Origin of the sequence: Streptomyces sp. ML-6, assembly GCF_030116705.1 — a bacterium.
GTDB lineage: Bacteria > Actinomycetota > Actinomycetes > Streptomycetales > Streptomycetaceae > Streptomyces.
On the sequence record NZ_JAOTIK010000001.1, the window covers coordinates 6,057,153 to 6,074,250 of the forward strand.

11 protein-coding genes, 1 tRNA gene and 3 rRNA genes are annotated in these 17,098 nt (G+C 65.4%); 12 read left to right on the forward strand and 3 right to left on the reverse strand.

Annotation, left to right across the window (positions count from 1 at the left end; genetic code table 11):
- Window positions 1-148: 148 nt before the first annotated feature.
- The 5 genes from rpsO to OCT49_RS26900 all read left to right on the forward strand — a co-directional run bounded on the left by rpsO (window position 149) and on the right by OCT49_RS26900 (window position 5,612).
- Window positions 149-439 (forward strand): 30S ribosomal protein S15, encoded by a 291-nt coding sequence (rpsO, locus tag OCT49_RS26880; RefSeq protein ID WP_093548425.1) that lies wholly within the window; start codon window positions 149-151, stop codon window positions 437-439.
- A gap of 334 nt (window positions 440-773) precedes the next feature.
- Window positions 774-2,987 (forward strand): polyribonucleotide nucleotidyltransferase, encoded by a 2,214-nt coding sequence (locus tag OCT49_RS26885; protein ID WP_283854371.1) that lies wholly within the window; start codon window positions 774-776, stop codon window positions 2,985-2,987.
- The gene (locus OCT49_RS26890; protein WP_283854372.1) at window positions 2,984-4,363 is read left to right on the forward strand and encodes a M16 family metallopeptidase; all 1,380 of its coding nucleotides are present in this window, start codon (window positions 2,984-2,986) and stop codon (window positions 4,361-4,363) included. The genes OCT49_RS26885 and OCT49_RS26890 overlap by 4 nt, the downstream gene beginning before the upstream one ends.
- Window positions 4,364-4,388: 25 nt before the next feature.
- Window positions 4,389-5,141 carry a 4-hydroxy-tetrahydrodipicolinate reductase gene (gene dapB / locus OCT49_RS26895; protein WP_283854373.1) on the forward strand — a complete coding sequence of 251 codons (753 nt, stop codon included), beginning with the start codon at window positions 4,389-4,391 and terminating at the stop codon, window positions 5,139-5,141.
- A gap of 12 nt (window positions 5,142-5,153) precedes the next feature.
- Complete coding sequence (locus OCT49_RS26900) at window positions 5,154-5,612, forward strand: tetratricopeptide repeat protein (RefSeq protein ID WP_283854374.1); 459 nt, start codon at window positions 5,154-5,156, stop codon at window positions 5,610-5,612.
- A 144-nt stretch (window positions 5,613-5,756) separates the two neighbouring features.
- On the opposite strand, the gene OCT49_RS26905 is transcribed toward OCT49_RS26900, so the two are convergent.
- A complete protein-coding gene (locus OCT49_RS26905) occupies window positions 5,757-6,308 on the reverse strand; it encodes an SCO5741 family PH domain-containing membrane protein (RefSeq protein WP_283854375.1) in 552 nt (183 codons plus the stop codon).
- A gap of 93 nt (window positions 6,309-6,401) precedes the next feature.
- Window positions 6,402-6,641: a hypothetical protein gene (locus OCT49_RS26910; RefSeq protein ID WP_283854376.1), complete on the reverse strand. Its 240-nt coding sequence runs from the start codon at window positions 6,639-6,641 to the stop codon at window positions 6,402-6,404.
- Between the two features lie 186 nt (window positions 6,642-6,827).
- Here OCT49_RS26910 and thyX point away from each other — a divergent pair, with 186 nt between their 5' ends.
- The 7 genes from thyX to OCT49_RS26945 all read left to right on the forward strand — a co-directional run bounded on the left by thyX (window position 6,828) and on the right by OCT49_RS26945 (window position 16,572).
- On the forward strand, window positions 6,828-7,565 hold the full coding sequence (thyX, locus tag OCT49_RS26915) for an FAD-dependent thymidylate synthase (RefSeq protein ID WP_283854377.1): 738 nt from the start codon (window positions 6,828-6,830) through the stop codon (window positions 7,563-7,565).
- A 152-nt stretch (window positions 7,566-7,717) separates the two neighbouring features.
- A complete protein-coding gene (gene dapA, locus OCT49_RS26920) occupies window positions 7,718-8,617 on the forward strand; it encodes a 4-hydroxy-tetrahydrodipicolinate synthase (protein WP_283854378.1) in 900 nt (299 codons plus the stop codon).
- 142 nt (window positions 8,618-8,759) lie between these two features.
- Window positions 8,760-10,445 (forward strand): ribonuclease J, encoded by a 1,686-nt coding sequence (locus OCT49_RS26925; RefSeq protein ID WP_283854379.1) that lies wholly within the window; start codon window positions 8,760-8,762, stop codon window positions 10,443-10,445.
- A gap of 635 nt (window positions 10,446-11,080) precedes the next feature.
- Window positions 11,081-12,608, forward strand: a 16S ribosomal RNA gene (locus tag OCT49_RS26930).
- Window positions 12,609-12,909: 301 nt separating this feature from the next.
- Window positions 12,910-16,034 (forward strand): 23S ribosomal RNA (locus OCT49_RS26935).
- A 78-nt stretch (window positions 16,035-16,112) separates the two neighbouring features.
- A 5S ribosomal RNA gene (gene rrf, locus OCT49_RS26940) occupies window positions 16,113-16,229 on the forward strand.
- The 16S, 23S and 5S rRNA genes sit together here with 1 tRNA gene alongside, the layout of an rRNA operon.
- Before the next feature lie 270 nt (window positions 16,230-16,499).
- Window positions 16,500-16,572: transfer RNA gene (locus OCT49_RS26945), tRNA-Thr, on the forward strand.
- A gap of 53 nt (window positions 16,573-16,625) precedes the next feature.
- Here the strand turns inward: OCT49_RS26945 and OCT49_RS26950 are convergent.
- On the reverse strand, window positions 16,626-17,078 hold the full coding sequence (locus OCT49_RS26950) for a hypothetical protein (RefSeq protein ID WP_283854380.1): 453 nt from the start codon (window positions 17,076-17,078) through the stop codon (window positions 16,626-16,628).
- Between the last annotated feature and the right edge of the window lie 20 nt (window positions 17,079-17,098).

Genomic DNA, 17,098 nt, shown 5'->3' on the forward strand with positions numbered 1-17,098 from the left:
TACGCTGTGTGACGGCCGTTTGTGTACGCGCTTCCGGATCATCCTGGGATCTGCGCTCATCGGACCTTCGCCCCCGAGTCATGGAAGCTCCTCTGCGATCAGGATCAGAGGCACTCGTGGGCGCATCGAACATCAAAGAGGAGTACGCGTGCCGCTCGACGCCGCTACGAAGAAGCAGATCATGTCCGAGTTCGCCCAGAAGGAAGGCGACACCGGCTCCCCCGAGGTCCAGGTCGCGATGCTCTCCCGTCGCATCTCGGACCTGACCGAGCACCTCAAGGTCCACAAGCACGACCACCACTCCCGTCGTGGTCTGCTGATCCTGGTCGGCCAGCGTCGCCGCCTGCTGCAGTACCTGGCCAAGAAGGACATCCAGCGCTTCCGTGCCCTGGTCGACCGCCTCGGCATCCGCCGCGGTGCGGCCGGCGGCGCCAAGTAAGACGCCGTGAAGGGAGCGGTTCCCACCACTGAGGGGGGCCGCTCCCTTTGCTGTACGTACGATTGTGCGTATGCGCGCATGCACGGGAAGTGACGGGTCTCCGTACGACCGGCATGCCAAGCTGAACCGAATCTCAGTAACCTGGTCGGAGAACGACCTGACAGACGAGCGAGAAGCAGACCTCCCCGCCGCCGGTCCTCGGTAGTGGCCCCCGGACTCATCGACCCGGGTGCTTCGATCGAAGACCGGCCCGCCGATGGAGGGCTTCTCCGCCACCGTCCCCCGCCACACGGGCGTGGGGGCGCGAAGACGATATGTATCGGAGAAAACACTGGTGGAGAACGAGACCCACTACGCCGAGGCCGTCATCGACAACGGGACCTTCGGCACCCGCACCATCCGCTTCGAAACGGGCCGCCTGGCCAAGCAGGCCGCCGGCTCCGCCGTCGCGTACCTGGACGACGACACCATGGTGCTGTCGGCCACCACCGCTTCCAAGAAGCCCAAGGACCAGCTCGACTTCTTCCCCCTCACGGTGGACGTCGAGGAGCGGCAGTACGCCGCCGGCAAGATCCCCGGCTCCTTCTTCCGTCGTGAGGGCCGGCCCTCCGAGGACGCGATCCTCACCTGCCGCCTGATCGACCGCCCGCTGCGCCCCTCCTTCAAGAAGGGCCTGCGCAACGAGATCCAGATCGTCGAGACGGTCATGGCGCTCAACCCCGACCACCTGTACGACGTGGTCGCGATCAACGCCGCCTCCTGCTCCACGCAGCTGGCCGGCCTGCCCTTCTCCGGCCCCGTCGGCGGCACCCGTGTCGCCCTGATCAAGGGCCAGTGGGTCGCCTTCCCGACGCACACCGAGCTCGAGGACGCCGTCTTCGACATGGTCGTCGCCGGTCGCGTCCTGGAGGACGGCGACGTCGCGATCATGATGGTCGAGGCCGAGGCCACCGAGCGGACCATCCAGCTCGTCAAGGACGGCGCCGAGGCCCCGACCGAAGAGGTCGTCGCCGCCGGCCTGGAGGCCGCGAAGCCGTTCATCAAGGTCCTCTGCAAGGCCCAGTCGGACCTCGCCGCCAAGGCCGCCAAGCCCACCGGTGAGTTCCCGGTCTTCCTGGACTACCAGGACGACGTGCTGGAGGCGCTCGCCGACGCCATCACCCCCGAGCTGGCCCAGGCGCTCACCATCGCCGGCAAGCAGGAGCGCGAGACCGAGCTCGACCGCGTCAAGGAGATCGCCGCCGAGAAGCTCCTCCCGGCCTTCGAGGGCCGCGAGAAGGAGATCTCCGCCGCGTACCGCGCGCTGACCAAGAAGCTGGTCCGCGAGCGCGTCATCAAGGACAAGGTCCGCATCGACGGCCGCGGCGTCACGGACATCCGTACGCTCGCCGCCGAGGTCGAGGCCATCCCGCGGGTGCACGGCTCGGCGCTGTTCGAGCGTGGCGAGACCCAGATCCTGGGCGTCACCACCCTCAACATGCTCCGCATGGAGCAGCAGCTGGACACCCTCTCCCCGGTGACCCGCAAGCGCTACATGCACAACTACAACTTCCCGCCGTACTCCGTCGGTGAGACCGGCCGCGTGGGCTCGCCCAAGCGCCGCGAGATCGGCCACGGCGCGCTCGCCGAGCGCGCCATCGTGCCGGTGCTGCCGACGCGCGAGGAGTTCCCCTACGCGATCCGCCAGGTCTCCGAGGCGCTGGGCTCCAACGGCTCGACGTCCATGGGCTCGGTCTGCGCCTCCACCATGTCGCTGCTGAACGCCGGTGTGCCCCTCAAGGCCGCCGTCGCCGGTATCGCCATGGGCCTGATCTCCCAGGAGATCGACGGCAAGACCCACTACGTCGCCCTCACCGACATCCTCGGTGCGGAGGACGCCTTCGGCGACATGGACTTCAAGGTCGCCGGCACCAAGCAGTTCGTCACCGCGCTCCAGCTCGACACCAAGCTCGACGGCATCCCCGCCTCGGTCCTGGCCGCCGCGCTGAAGCAGGCCCGCGACGCCCGCCTCCACATCCTCGACGTGATGAACGAGGCCATCGACGTCCCGGACGAGATGTCCCCGAACGCCCCGCGGATCATCACCGTCAAGATCCCGGTGGACAAGATCGGTGAGGTCATCGGCCCCAAGGGCAAGATGATCAACCAGATCCAGGAGGACACCGGCGCCGACATCACGATCGAGGACGACGGCACCATCTACATCGGTGCCGCCGACGGACCGGCCGCCGAGGCCGCCCGCGCCACGATCAACTCGATCGCCAACCCGACCATGCCCGAGGTCGGCGAGCGCTACCTGGGTACGGTCGTCAAGACCACCACCTTCGGTGCCTTCGTCTCCCTCATGCCGGGCAAGGACGGCCTGCTGCACATCTCGCAGATCCGCAAGCTCGCCGGTGGCAAGCGCGTGGAGAACGTCGAGGACGTGCTCGGTGTCGGCACCAAGGTCCAGGTCGAGATCGCCGAGATCGACTCCCGCGGCAAGCTCTCCCTGATCCCGGTCATCGAGGGTGAAGAGGACGAGAAGAAGGACGACGCCGCCAAGTGACGTCCCGTAGTTCCGTGACGACGGCCCGTGCCTCCTCGAAGGCGCGGGCCGTCGCCCGTACCCAAACGCTTCTCAAGGGCAGCAACGGCATCGGCACGGTTCGCCGCACCGTCCTGCCCGGCGGTCTGCGGGTCGTCACCGAGACCCTGCCCTCCGTACGCTCCGCCACCTTCGGCATCTGGGTCAACGTCGGCTCGCGCGACGAGACCCCGACCCTGAACGGTGCGACGCACTACCTCGAACACCTCCTCTTCAAGGGCACCGCCAGGCGGAGCGCCCTCGACATCTCCGCCGCGATCGACGCGGTCGGCGGCGAGATGAACGCCTTCACGGCGAAGGAGTACACCTGCTACTACGCGCGGGTCCTGGACACCGACCTGCCGCTGGCCATCGACGTCGTCTGCGACATGCTGACCGGCTCGCTGATCACCCCCGAGGACGTGGACGCCGAGCGCGGCGTCATCCTCGAGGAGATCGCGATGACGGAGGACGACCCGGGCGACTGCGTGCACGACCTGTTCGCCCACACCATGCTCGGCGACACCCCCCTCGGCCGCCCCGTCCTCGGCACCGTCGACACCATCAACGCGCTCGACCGCGGCCGGATCGCCCGCTTCTACAAGAAGCACTACGACCCCACCCACCTGGTCGTCGCGGCCGCGGGCAACATCGACCACGCCACGGTCGTGCGCCAGGTCCGCAAGGCGTTCGAGCGGGCGGGCGCGCTGTCTCGCACCGACGCCGTCCCGGTCGCCCCGCGCGCCGGTTCCCGCTCCCTGCGCACCGCGGGCCGGGTGGAGCTGCTGAACCGCAAGACCGAACAGGCCCACGTCGTCCTCGGCGTGCCCGGCCTGGCCCGCACCGACGACCGGCGCTGGGCCCTCGGGGTGCTCAGCACGGCCCTCGGCGGCGGCATGAGCTCCCGCCTCTTCCAGGAGGTACGGGAGAAGCGCGGCCTCGCCTACAGCGTCTACTCGTACACCTCGGGCTTCGCCGACTGCGGCCTGTTCGGCGTGTACGCGGGCTGCCGGCCCAGCCAGGTACACGACGTCCTCAAGATCTGCCGGGACGAACTCGACCGGGTAGCGTCCGAAGGACTGAGCGACGAGGAGATCGGCCGCGCCATCGGGCAGCTCTCCGGCTCCACGGTCCTCGGCCTGGAGGACACCGGAGCGCTGATGAACCGCATCGGCAAGAGCGAACTGTGCTGGGGCGACCAGATGTCGGTCGACGACATGCTGGCCCGGATGGCGCAGGTCACCCCCGATGACGTCCGCGAGGTCGCGGGCGAGGTCCTCGGACACCGCCCCTCGCTCTCCGTCATCGGCCCGCTCAAGGACAAGCAGGCCGACCGCCTCGACGAAGCGGTCTCCTGACCCCCACCCGTAAGGAAGCAGAGCAATGAGCAAGCTGCGCGTGGCCGTTCTCGGCGCCCAGGGCCGCATCGGGTCCGAGGCGGTACGAGCCGTCGAGACCGCCGACGACATGGAGCTGGTGGCCGCCCTCGGCCGCGGGGACAAGCTGGAGACCCTCGCGGAAACCGGCGCCCAGGTCGCCGTCGAGCTCACCACCCCCGCATCGGTGATGGGCAACCTCGACTTCTGTATCCGGCACGGCATCCACGCCGTCGTCGGCACCACCGGCTGGACCGACGAACGGCTCGCACAGCTGAACACCTGGCTCTCCGGCTCCCCGGAGACCGGTGTGCTCATCGCGCCGAACTTCTCCATCGGCGCCGTCCTCACGATGAAGTTCGCAGAGCGGGCCGCCCGCTACTTCGAGTCCGTCGAGGTCGTCGAACTGCACCACCCCAACAAGGTCGACGCCCCCTCGGGCACCGCCACCCGCACCGCGCAGCTGATCGCCGAGGCCCGCCGGAAGGCCGGCCTGGGCGATCAGCCGGACGCCACCACCACGGCCCTGGACGGCGCCCGCGGCGCGGACGTCGACGGCGTCCCGGTGCACGCGGTACGGCTCCGGGGCCTGCTCGCCCACCAGGAGGTGCTGCTCGGAGGCGAGGGCGAGACGCTCACCATCCGCCACGACTCGCTGCACCACAGCAGCTTCATGCCGGGCATCCTGCTCGGCGTCCGCCGTGTGGTGACCACTCCCGGCCTCACGTTCGGCCTGGAGAACTTCCTCGACCTGAACTGACTGAGTCCTGCCATGCGCGCAAAGATCACTTACTTCGTCACCGCCGCCGTCCTGGTCTTCTACTTCGTCCTGGTCGGCAGCCGCGGCGTGATGCTCATCGAGCACGGCACCCTGCTGACGGTCGCCTTCGGGGTCGCGGTGCTGATCCTGCCGGTGATCGGGGTCTGGTTCCTCTGGAAGAACACCCAGTTCGTGGCACGGGCCAACGCGCTGGCGGCGGAACTCGACGCGGAGGGCGGCCTGCCGGTCGACGAACTGGTCCGTACGCCGTCCGGCCGGATCGACCGCGACTCGGCCGACGCCGTCTTCACCCGCCGCCGCGAGGAGACCGAGGACTCCCCGGACGACTGGCGCTGCTGGTTCCGCCTGGCCGTCGCGTACCAGGACGCCAGGGACACCCCTCGGGCCCGGAAGGCCATGCAGCGGGCGATCGCCCTGCACGCCGGATCCGCCGGGTCCGGTACGTCCTGACCGGGGCTCCGGGGCCGGTCGGGACGGCCCCGGGCCCGTCCGGGCCGGGCACCCGGAGAGCGGACGTGGCGAGCAGCCGCGGAAAAGACCGAAGCCGTCCGGCGAACAGCTCCCGGACGGCTTCGGCGTCGACACACCCTCGTGTCAGACCCGGCGGTACTCGTCCCCCCACGCCTCCAGGGTGTCCGCCGCCCGGTCGAACGCCTCGCCCCGGCTCAGGAAGTCCGCGTTGTTGTCGGTGAGCAGCGGCTCCATCGGCTCGCCCCCCTGACGCACGAGGACCAGCGCCTGGCCCTGCACCGTGCGCGGGAACCCGAGCCACCGCACCGGCTGCTGCACCGTGCGGATCTCGTCGATCCGGTTCCACGGCACGGTCGTGGTCGAGAGGAAACCCACCCGACGCACGCCGTGCCGACTGACCCAGGCGCCCATCCGGAGCAACCGCAGGGCACAGGCGATGATCGCGAGAGCCACCCCCAGGCACACGACGGTGCCCGACAGGGCCCCGGCGAACGCGATGATCATCCCGGCGAACAGCACGAAGGACGCGAGCAGCAACAGGCCCGCTCCGGCCGCGACCCGCCAGGGGCCGGGACGGTACGGGCGCCGCCAACTGTCGTGGTCGTCGAACGGAAGCGCGGTGTCCTCAGCGCTCGCGTCAAACGCGCGGTCGGCCGTCAGGAAGGGCAGGGGCACGACTGATCCTCACTCACAAGCACGCTCGATTGCTGTGCCCGGTGAGGCTACCGAGGAGGCCGTGCCCCGACCACTTCAGGGGGCCTGTACGGGTCAGCGCCCCTGGGAGGCCTCGGTCTGCTCGGCGTGCGAGGGGCTCTGGGTGGGGCTGAGCGCGGGCAGGCCGAGGATCAGCGAGCCCACGAGACCGGCGACGACCGTCAGCCCGACGAGGGACCGGCCGGCCAGCTGGGAGACGCTGGCGCGCTCCCGCGGGGGCGGGGTGACGTTGCTGCGGAATCGGTCGGCCTCGGCCACGAACGAGAACGGGACGGATTCACGCCGGCGGAACATGAGGAAGCTCTCCTTGAACTCTGTTTCGGATGCTGCTATTGAGTCAGACGTGCGAAGGGCTCGATCGGTGCCCCGAATCGCCGAATTCGTCGAAGAAATCCCCGGACGGACCTTCCGGTCCTGGTTGTCGGTGGCGGCCCGTAGAGTGGGCGCCGCCCGAGCGACGCAACTGGAAGGACCCCGCCGGTGACCGAGACCCCCGAGCCCGCAAAGCCCAGCTTCCGCAGCGATGTCACCGTCGAGCTGGTGAAACACGCGGCGGGCGACTCCGACGTCCTGTTCGCCGCCCGCGTGTCCACGGCCGGCGAGCAGTCCCTGGAGGAGGTCGCCAAGGACCCCGAGCGTTCCAAGGGCCTCATCAACTTCCTGATGCGCGACCGGCACGGCAGCCCGTTCGAGCACAACTCGATGACCTTCTTCATCAGCGCCCCGATCTTCGTGTTCCGCGAGTTCATGCGGCACCGCGTCGGCTGGTCGTACAACGAGGAGTCGGGCCGCTACCGGGAGCTCCAGCCGGTCTTCTACGTCCCGGACGCGTCCCGCAAGCTGGTCCAGCAGGGCCGCCCCGGCAAGTACGAGTTCGTCGAGGGCACCCCGGCCCAGCAGGAGCTCACCGGCCGCGTCATGGAGGACTCGTACCGCCGGGCGTACGAGGCGTACCAGGAAATGCTCGACGCGGGAGTGGCCCGTGAGGTGGCCCGCTCGGTGCTTCCCGTCGGCCTCTTCTCCTCGATGTACGCCACGTGCAACGCCCGCTCGCTGATGCACTTCCTCGGCCTGCGCACCCAGCACGAGCTGGCGAAGGTGCCGTCCTTCCCGCAGCGGGAGATCGAGATGGTCGGCCAGCAGATGGAGGAGCACTGGGCCCGGCTGATGCCGCTCACCCATGCAGCCTTCAACAAGAACGGACGCGTCGCCCCGTAAGCGGTGTCCGTATTGCGACGTTTCGTGAAGTTCATCTAGGCTGATCAAACGGACCCGGCACTGCCTGAACCCCCGAGCAGGCAGTGCCGGGCTCCTATCGCTTGTCCCCCCGAGGGGGCATTGGGCGCTGAGCAGCGAGTAGCGTGTTACCCATGGCTCCGATCTCCACTCCGCAGACCCCCTTCGGGAGGGTCCTCACCGCCATGGTCACGCCCTTCACGGCGGACGGCGCACTCGACCTCGACGGCGCCCAGCGGCTCGCCGCCCATCTGGTGGACGCAGGCAATGACGGCCTGATCATCAACGGCACCACCGGCGAGTCCCCGACCACCAGCGACGCGGAGAAAGACCAGCTCGTACGAGCGGTACTGGAAGCCGTGGGCGACCGGGCCCACATCGTCGCCGGCATCGGCACCAATGACACCCGGCACAGCGTCGAACTCGCCCGCGCGGCCGAACGCGCCGGCGCCCACGGCCTCCTCGCGGTGACGCCGTACTACAACAAGCCGCCGCAGGAGGGCCTCTTCCGCCACTTCACGGCCATCGCGGACGCCACTGGCCTGCCGGTGATGCTCTACGACATCCCCGGCCGCAGCGGTGTGCCGATCAACACCGAGACGATGGTCCGCCTCGCCGAGCACCCGCGCATCGTCGCCAACAAGGACGCCAAGGGCGACCTCGGCCGCGCGAGCTGGGCGATCTCCCGCTCCGGCCTCGCCTGGTACTCCGGCGACGACATGCTGAACCTGCCGCTGCTCTCGGTCGGCGCCGTCGGCTTCGTCTCCGTCGTCGGCCACGTCGTCACCCCCGACCTGCGCGCCCTCATCGAGGCGTACCTCGGCGGCGACGTCCAGAAGGCCACGGAGATCCACCAGAAGCTCCTGCCCGTCTTCACCGGCATGTTCCGCACCCAGGGCGTGATCACGACCAAGGCCGCGCTGGCCCTCCAGGGCCTCCCCGCCGGTCCGCTGCGCCTCCCCCTGGTCGAGCTCACCGAGCAGGAAACGGCCCAGCTCAAGATCGATCTCGCAGCCGGCGGGGTAGAGCTCTAAACACAGACTTCACAACTGAATACGCGAAGAACACTCGCAAGAGCGAAAAAACAAGAGCGAAAAACAGACAACAGCAAGTGCACGAATGACATGCGCGCCACGTGCCCAAGCGGTACGTGGCGCGCGTGGTAAGGAGAGTCTTTTGAGTCATCCGCACCCCGAACTCGGCACCCCGCCGAAGCTCCCGAAGGGCGGCCTCCGCGTCACCCCGCTCGGCGGCCTCGGCGAAATCGGCCGCAACATGACGGTCTTCGAATACGGCGGCCGCCTGCTCGTCGTCGACTGCGGAGTCCTCTTCCCCGAGGAGGAGCAGCCCGGGATCGACCTGATCCTGCCGGACTTCACCACGATCCGGGACCGTCTCGACGACATCGAGGGCATCGTCCTCACGCACGGCCACGAGGACCACATCGGTGGCGTCCCGTACCTGCTGCGCCTGAAGCCGGACATCCCTCTCATCGGCTCCAAGCTGACCCTCGCGCTGATCGAGGCGAAGCTCCAGGAGCACCGCATCCGCCCGTACACCCTCGAGGTCGAGGAGGGGCAGCGCGAGCGCATCGGCGTCTTCGACTGCGAATTCATCGCGGTCAACCACTCCATCCCGGACGCCCTCGCGGTCGCCATCCGCACCCCCGCGGGCCTGGCCGTCGCCACCGGCGACTTCAAGATGGACCAGCTCCCGCTGGACGGCCGCCTCACCGACCTGCACGCTTTCGCCCGGCTGAGCGAGGAGGGCATCGACCTTCTTCTCGCCGACTCGACGAACGCGGAGGTTCCCGGCTTCGTACCGCCCGAGCGGGACATCTCCAACGTCCTGCGCACGGTCTTCGCCCATGCGCAGAAGCGCATCATCGTGGCGAGCTTCGCCAGCCATGTGCACCGCATCCAGCAGATCCTCGACGCGGCGCACGAGTACGGCCGCCGGGTGGCCTTCGTCGGCCGGTCGATGGTCCGGAACATGGGCATCGCCCGCGATCTCGGCTATCTGAACGTTCCCGCGGGACTGATCGTCGATGTCAGGACCCTCGACGACCTGCCGGACGACGAGGTCGTGCTGGTCTGCACGGGCTCCCAGGGCGAGCCGATGGCGGCCCTGTCCCGCATGGCCAACCGTGACCACCAGATCCGGATCGTCCAGGGCGACACGGTGATCCTGGCGTCGTCCCTGATCCCGGGCAACGAGAACGCGGTCTACCGCGTGATCAACGGCCTGACCCGCTGGGGCGCCAACGTCGTCCACAAGGGCAACGCCAAGGTCCACGTCTCGGGCCACGCCTCGGCCGGCGAGCTGCTGTACTTCTACAACATCTGCAAGCCGAAGAACCTGATGCCGGTCCACGGCGAGTGGCGCCACCTGCGGGCCAACGCCGAACTGGGCGCGCTCACCGGTGTGCCGAAGGACCACATCGTCATCGCCGAGGACGGCGTCGTCGTCGACCTCGTCGACGGCCGGGCCAAGATCGTCGGCAAGGTCCAGGCGGGTTACGTCTACGTCGACGGCCTCTCGGTCGGCGATGTCACCGAGACCTCGCTCAAGGACCGCCGCATCCTCGGCGAAGAGGGCATCATCTCCGTCTTCATCGTGGTCGACAGCACCTCCGGCAAGATCACGGGCGGCCCGGACATCCACGCCCGCGGTTCCGGCATCGACGACTCGGCGTTCGTCTCCGTCGTGCCGAAGATCGAGGAGGCGATCAACAAGTCCGCCCAGGACGGTGTGCTGGAGCCCCACCAGGTCCAGCAGTTGGTCCGCCGCACGGTGGGCAAGTGGGTTTCCGACACCTACCGTCGACGCCCGATGATCCTTCCGGTCGTCGTCGAGGTCTGACCCACCGCCCGACCCGGGCAGCGTGAACTCCGGAGCGGGGCCCCCGATTTGCATCGGGGGCCCCGCTCCAGTACGTTTACGGCTCCACCTGACCGGGAAACGCCGCGCACAGCCATGTGCTGCGGGCGTGCCGGAGGGGCGGAAAATCCGACTCAGAACTTCTGATAAAGTCGGGCCCGCCGAAAGGCAAAAAGACCACTCCGGCGGTCGCCAGGAATTCGGAATCCGGTCCGGGAACGGAACGGAAAAAGAGTTCTGGTAGAGTCGGAACCGCCGGAAAGGGAGAACGCGGAAGCGGGAATCCCGGAAGGCGAATCCCGCTGACTGGGAATCGGGTCCGGAAGGGTCTGGTAGAGTCGGAGACGCAAGACCGGAGGGAAAAGCCCGGAGGAAAGCCTGCGAGGGTGAGTACGAAGGAAGCGTCCGTTCCTTGAGAACTCAACAGCGTGCCAAAAGTCAACGCCAGATATGTTGATACCCCGGCCTGCCTAGCAGGTTGGAGGTTCCTTTGAAAGTCCTGCGGGATCCTTCGGGTTCCGGCGGGCAATTGCACAGCGAGGACGCTGTGGACGACCGGTCCTATTCCGACCGGTGGTCCCGCTCTCGTGTCGTGTTGTCCCGATCACGGGAAAACATTCACGGAGAGTTTGATCCTGGCTCAGGACGAACGCTGGCGGCGTGCTTAACACATGCAAGTCGAACGATGAAGCCGCTTCGGCGGTGGATTAGTGGCGAACGGGTGAGTAACACGTGGGCAATCTGCCCTTCACTCCGGGACAAGCCCTGGAAACGGGGTCTAATACCGGATACCACTCCGTCCCGCATGGGACGGGGTTGAAAGCTCCGGCGGTGAAGGATGAGCCCGCGGCCTATCAGCTTGTTGGTGGGGTGATGGCCCACCAAGGCGACGACGGGTAGCCGGCCTGAGAGGGCGACCGGCCACACTGGGACTGAGACACGGCCCAGACTCCTACGGGAGGCAGCAGTGGGGAATATTGCACAATGGGCGCAAGCCTGATGCAGCGACGCCGCGTGAGGGATGACGGCCTTCGGGTTGTAAACCTCTTTCAGCAGGGAAGAAGCGCAAGTGACGGTACCTGCAGAAGAAGCGCCGGCTAACTACGTGCCAGCAGCCGCGGTAATACGTAGGGCGCAAGCGTTGTCCGGAATTATTGGGCGTAAAGAGCTCGTAGGCGGCTTGTCGCGTCGGTTGTGAAAGCCCGGGGCTTAACCCCGGGTCTGCAGTCGATACGGGCAGGCTAGAGTGTGGTAGGGGAGATCGGAATTCCTGGTGTAGCGGTGAAATGCGCAGATATCAGGAGGAACACCGGTGGCGAAGGCGGATCTCTGGGCCATTACTGACGCTGAGGAGCGAAAGCGTGGGGAGCGAACAGGATTAGATACCCTGGTAGTCCACGCCGTAAACGTTGGGAACTAGGTGTTGGCGACATTCCACGTCGTCGGTGCCGCAGCTAACGCATTAAGTTCCCCGCCTGGGGAGTACGGCCGCAAGGCTAAAACTCAAAGGAATTGACGGGGGCCCGCACAAGCAGCGGAGCATGTGGCTTAATTCGACGCAACGCGAAGAACCTTACCAAGGCTTGACATACACCGGAAAGCGCCAGAGATGGTGCCCCCCTTGTGGTCGGTGTACAGGTGGTGCATGGCTGTCGTCAGCTCGTGTCGTGAGATGTTGGGTTAAGTCCCGCAACGAGCGCAACCCTTGTTCTGTGTTGCCAGCATGCCCTTCGGGGTGATGGGGACTCACAGGAGACTGCCGGGGTCAACTCGGAGGAAGGTGGGGACGACGTCAAGTCATCATGCCCCTTATGTCTTGGGCTGCACACGTGCTACAATGGCCGGTACAATGAGCTGCGATGCCGCGAGGCGGAGCGAATCTCAAAAAGCCGGTCTCAGTTCGGATTGGGGTCTGCAACTCGACCCCATGAAGTCGGAGTTGCTAGTAATCGCAGATCAGCATTGCTGCGGTGAATACGTTCCCGGGCCTTGTACACACCGCCCGTCACGTCACGAAAGTCGGTAACACCCGAAGCCGGTGGCCCAACCCCTTGTGGGAGGGAGCTGTCGAAGGTGGGACTGGCGATTGGGACGAAGTCGTAACAAGGTAGCCGTACCGGAAGGTGCGGCTGGATCACCTCCTTTCTAAGGAGCACTTCTCACCGGGCTTCGGTCCGGTCAGGGGCCAGTACACCGGCGAGTGTCCGGTGCTGGTTGCTCATGGGTGGAACGTTGACTATTCGGCACGACGGTTTGTTGTTCATCAGTACTGCTTCGGCGTGGAACGTGAGTCAGTGATCGGTCGTGTCGGGCACGTTGTTGGGTGTCTGAGGGTACGGCCGTTTGGTCGCCTCAGTCGCCGGCCCCAGTGAACCTGCTTCTTCGGAGCGGGGTGGTGGGTGGCTGGTCGTTGTTTGAGAACTGCACAGTGGACGCGAGCATCTGTGGCCAAGTTTTTAAGGGCGCACGGTGGATGCCTTGGCACCAGGAACCGATGAAGGACGTGGGAGGCCGCGATAGGCCCCGGGGAGCTGTCAACCGAGCTGTGATCCGGGGGTGTCCGAATGGGGAAACCCGGCAGTCGTCATGGGCTGTCACCCGCTGCTGAACACATAGGCAGTGTGGAGGGAACGAGGGGAAGTGAAACATCTCAGTACCCTCAGGAAGAGAAAACAACCGTGATTCCGGGAGTAGTGGCGAGCGAAACCGGATGAGGCCAAACCGTATGCGTGTGATACCCGGCAGGGGTTGCGCATGCGGGGTTGTGGGATCTCTCTTTCACGGTCTGCCGGCCGTGAGGTGAGTCAGAAACCGTTGATGTAGGCGAAGGACATGCGAAAGGTCCGGCGCAGAGGGTAAGACCCCCGTAGCCGAAATGTCAGCGGCTTGCCTGAGAGACACCCAAGTAGCACGGGGCCCGAGAAATCCCGTGTGAATCTGGCGGGACCACCCGTCAAGCCTAAATATTCCCTGGTGACCGATAGCGGATAGTACCGTGAGGGAATGGTGAAAAGTACCGCGGGAGCGGAGTGAAATAGTACCTGAAACCGTGTGCCTACAAGCCGTGGGAGCGTCGCTGTGTGTGCTTGCACATGCAGTCGTGACTGCGTGCCTTTTGAAGAATGAGCCTGCGAGTTTGCGGTGTGTTGCGAGGTTAACCCGTGTGGGGAAGCCGTAGCGAAAGCGAGTCCGAACAGGGCGGTTCAGTAGCACGCTCAAGACCCGAAGCGGAGTGATCTAGCCATGGGCAGGTTGAAGCGGAGGTAAGACTTCGTGGAGGACCGAACCCACCAGGGTTGAAAACCTGGGGGATGACCTGTGGTTAGGGGTGAAAGGCCAATCAAACTCCGTGATAGCTGGTTCTCCCCGAAATGCATTTAGGTGCAGCGTCGTGTGTTTCTTGCCGGAGGTAGAGCACTGGATAGGCGATGGGCCCTACCGGGTTACTGACCTTAGCCAAACTCCGAATGCCGGTAAGTGAGAGCGCGGCAGTGAGACTGTGGGGGATAAGCTCCATGGTCGAGAGGGAAACAGCCCAGAGCATCGACTAAGGCCCCTAAGCGTACGCTAAGTGGGAAAGGATGTGGAGTCGCAGAGACAACCAGGAGGTTGGCTTAGAAGCAGCCATCCTTGAAAGAGTGCGTAATAGCTCACTGGTCAAGTGATTCCGCGCCGACAATGTAGCGGGGCTCAAGCGTACCGCCGAAGTCGTGTCATTCCGGCATGAAGCCCCAACGGGCGCCGGGATGGGTAGGGGAGCGTCGTGTGCCGGGTGAAGCAGCACCGGAAGGTAGTTGTGGACGGTTCACGAGTGAGAATGCAGGCATGAGTAGCGATACACACGTGAGAAACGTGTGCGCCGATTGACTAAGGGTTCCTGGGTCAAGCTGATCTGCCCAGGGTAAGTCGGGACCTAAGGCGAGGCCGACAGGCGTAGTCGATGGACAACCGGTTGATATTCCGGTACCCGCTTTGAAACGCCCAGTACTGAATCAGGCGATGCTAAGTCCGTGAAGCCGGCCCGATCTCTTCGGAGTTGAGGGTAGTGGTGGAGCCGACGAACCAGACTTGTAGTAGGTAAGCGATGGGGTGACGCAGGAAGGTAGTCCAGCCCGGGCGGTGGTTGTCCCGGGGTAAGGGTGTAGGACGCACGGTAGGCAAATCCGTCGTGCACACAGTCTGAGACCTGATGCCGAGCCGATTGTGGTGAAGTGGATGATCCTATGCTGTCGAGAAAAGCCTCTAGCGAGTTTCATGGCGGCCCGTACCCTAAACCGACTCAGGTGGTCAGGTAGAGAATACCGAGGCGTTCGGGTGAACTATGGTTAAGGAACTCGGCAAAATGCCCCCGTAACTTCGGGAGAAGGGGGGCCGCGCCCGGTGACCGGACTTGCTCCGTGAGCTGGGGGTGGCCGCAGAGACCAGCGAGAAGCGACTGTTTACTAAAAACACAGGTCCGTGCGAAGCCGTAAGGCGATGTATACGGACTGACGCCTGCCCGGTGCTGGAACGTTAAGGGGACCGGTTAGCCGACTTTCGGGTCGGCGAAGCTGAGAACTTAAGCGCCAGTAAACGGCGGTGGTAACTATAACCATCCTAAGGTAGCGAAATTCCTTGTCGGGTAAGTTCCGACCTGCACGAATGGCGTAACGACTTCTCGACTGTCTCAACCATAGGCCCGGTGAAATTGCACTACGAGTAAAGATGCTCGTTTCGCGCAGCAGGACGGAAAGACCCCGGGACCTTTACTACAGTTTGATATTGGTGTTCGGTTCGGCTTGTGTAGGATAGGTGGGAGACTGTGAAGCGGCCACGCCAGTGGTTGTGGAGTCGTCGTTGAAATACCACTCTGGTCGTGCTGGATGTCTAACCTGGGTCCGTGATCCGGATCAGGGACAGTGTCTGATGGGTAGTTTAACTGGGGCGGTTGCCTCCTAAAGGGTAACGGAGGCGCCCAAAGGTTCCCTCAGCCTGGTTGGCAATCAGGTGTTGAGTGTAAGTGCACAAGGGAGCTTGACTGTGAGACCGACGGGTCGAGCAGGGACGAAAGTCGGGACTAGTGATCCGGCAGTGGCTTGTGGAAGCGCTGTCGCTCAACGGATAAAAGGTACCCCGGGGATAACAGGCTGATCTTCCCCAAGAGTCCATATCGACGGGATGGTTTGGCACCTCGATGTCGGCTCGTCGCATCCTGGGGCTGGAGTCGGTCCCAAGGGTTGGGCTGTTCGCCCATTAAAGCGGTACGCGAGCTGGGTTTAGAACGTCGTGAGACAGTTCGGTCCCTATCCGCTGTGCGCGTAGGAATATTGAGAAGGGCTGTCCCTAGTACGAGAGGACCGGGACGGACGAACCTCTGGTGTGCCAGTTGTCCTGCCAAGGGCATGGCTGGTTGGCTACGTTCGGGAGGGATAACCGCTGAAAGCATCTAAGCGGGAAGCCTGCTTCGAGATGAGTATTCCCGCCCTCTTGAGGGGTTAAGGCTCCCAGCAGACGACTGGGTTGATAGGCCAGATGTGGAAGCCCGGTGACGGGTGGAGCTGACTGGTACTAATAGGCCGAGGGCTTGTCCTCAGTTGCTCGCGTCCACTGTGTTGTTCTGGAATAACGAACGGCTGTGTTGTCACCGGTGGTTCAGTAATTCCATAGTGTTTCGGTGGTCATTGCGTTAGGGAAACGCCCGGTTACATTCCGAACCCGGAAGCTAAGCCTTTCAGCGCCGATGGTACTGCAGGGGGGACCCTGTGGGAGAGTAGGACGCCGCCGAACAGTTTTTCCGGGAAGGCCCCGCACCTGATGGTGCGGGGCCTTCCTGCGTTCACCATCCAGATACCAGGGCTTACCTCGCGTCATCACCCGTGCGGTTGGGCCCGGTTTGGGGCCGGCCGCTGGGCTGCCTGGGCTGCGGAGCCCGTGTCGTACGGAGCGGTGCGAGGCCGTGGTGACGCCCGTTGAGAACCCGTCAGAGGCGACTGCGGTCAGTGGTTTTGAGCATCCCCGAGTTCGGGGTATGCTTTATCTCGTTGCACAGCGCAGCAGGCCCCAATAGCTCAGTCGGTAGAGCGTCTCCATGGTAAGGAGAAGGTCTGCGGTTCGATTCCGCATTGGGGCTCTGGAAAACGAAAGGCCCCCGCCATCAGGCGGGGGCCTTTCGCATGGAATGACTCATTGAGGGAAAAGCCCCAGCAGGACCGGCCAGTCGTCGTCGGAGGCCGGCACGGTCTCGTGCGTACGGTCCCGGTCCGCGGTGTACACGGCCATCATGGGCGCCAGCCGGGCGAAGAGCTCCGGGGCGACCACGGTCTCCTCGCGCAGCACGACAACCGCCTCGGAGTCCACGGACGAACGTTCCGCGAAGCCCGCAGCGTCCGCCCCCGCCCGGCCCAGCACGGAGGGATACACGGCGACGGCGACCGTCAGGCGGTCGCCGTCCAGGGCGTGTTCCGCCCAGCCGTCGGTCCGCATCAGGAAGAACGCGCCGTCGCCCTCCACGCAGTGGCCGCCGAGCAGGGCGACGGCACGTTCCCCGGGCGAGCCCGCAGGGTCGACGAGGAGCGTCACCACGGACACGTCGGGCTCGTCGGGATTGACGCCGGTACGGACAAGGAGCCGAGCCACGGGGGACCTTCCGGTGGGAG

What these genes read in the sequence shown, in the direction of transcription:
- dapB (WP_283854373.1), top strand. Translation starts at nt 4,389, where the DNA reads ATGAGCAAGCTGCGCGTGGCCGTTCTCGGCGCCCAGGGCCGCATCGGG.
- OCT49_RS26900 (WP_283854374.1), top strand. Translation starts at nt 5,154, where the DNA reads ATGCGCGCAAAGATCACTTACTTCGTCACCGCCGCCGTCCTGGTCTTC.
- OCT49_RS26910 (WP_283854376.1), bottom strand. Translation starts at nt 6,641, where the DNA reads ATGTTCCGCCGGCGTGAATCCGTCCCGTTCTCGTTCGTGGCCGAGGCC.
- dapA (WP_283854378.1), top strand. Translation starts at nt 7,718, where the DNA reads ATGGCTCCGATCTCCACTCCGCAGACCCCCTTCGGGAGGGTCCTCACC.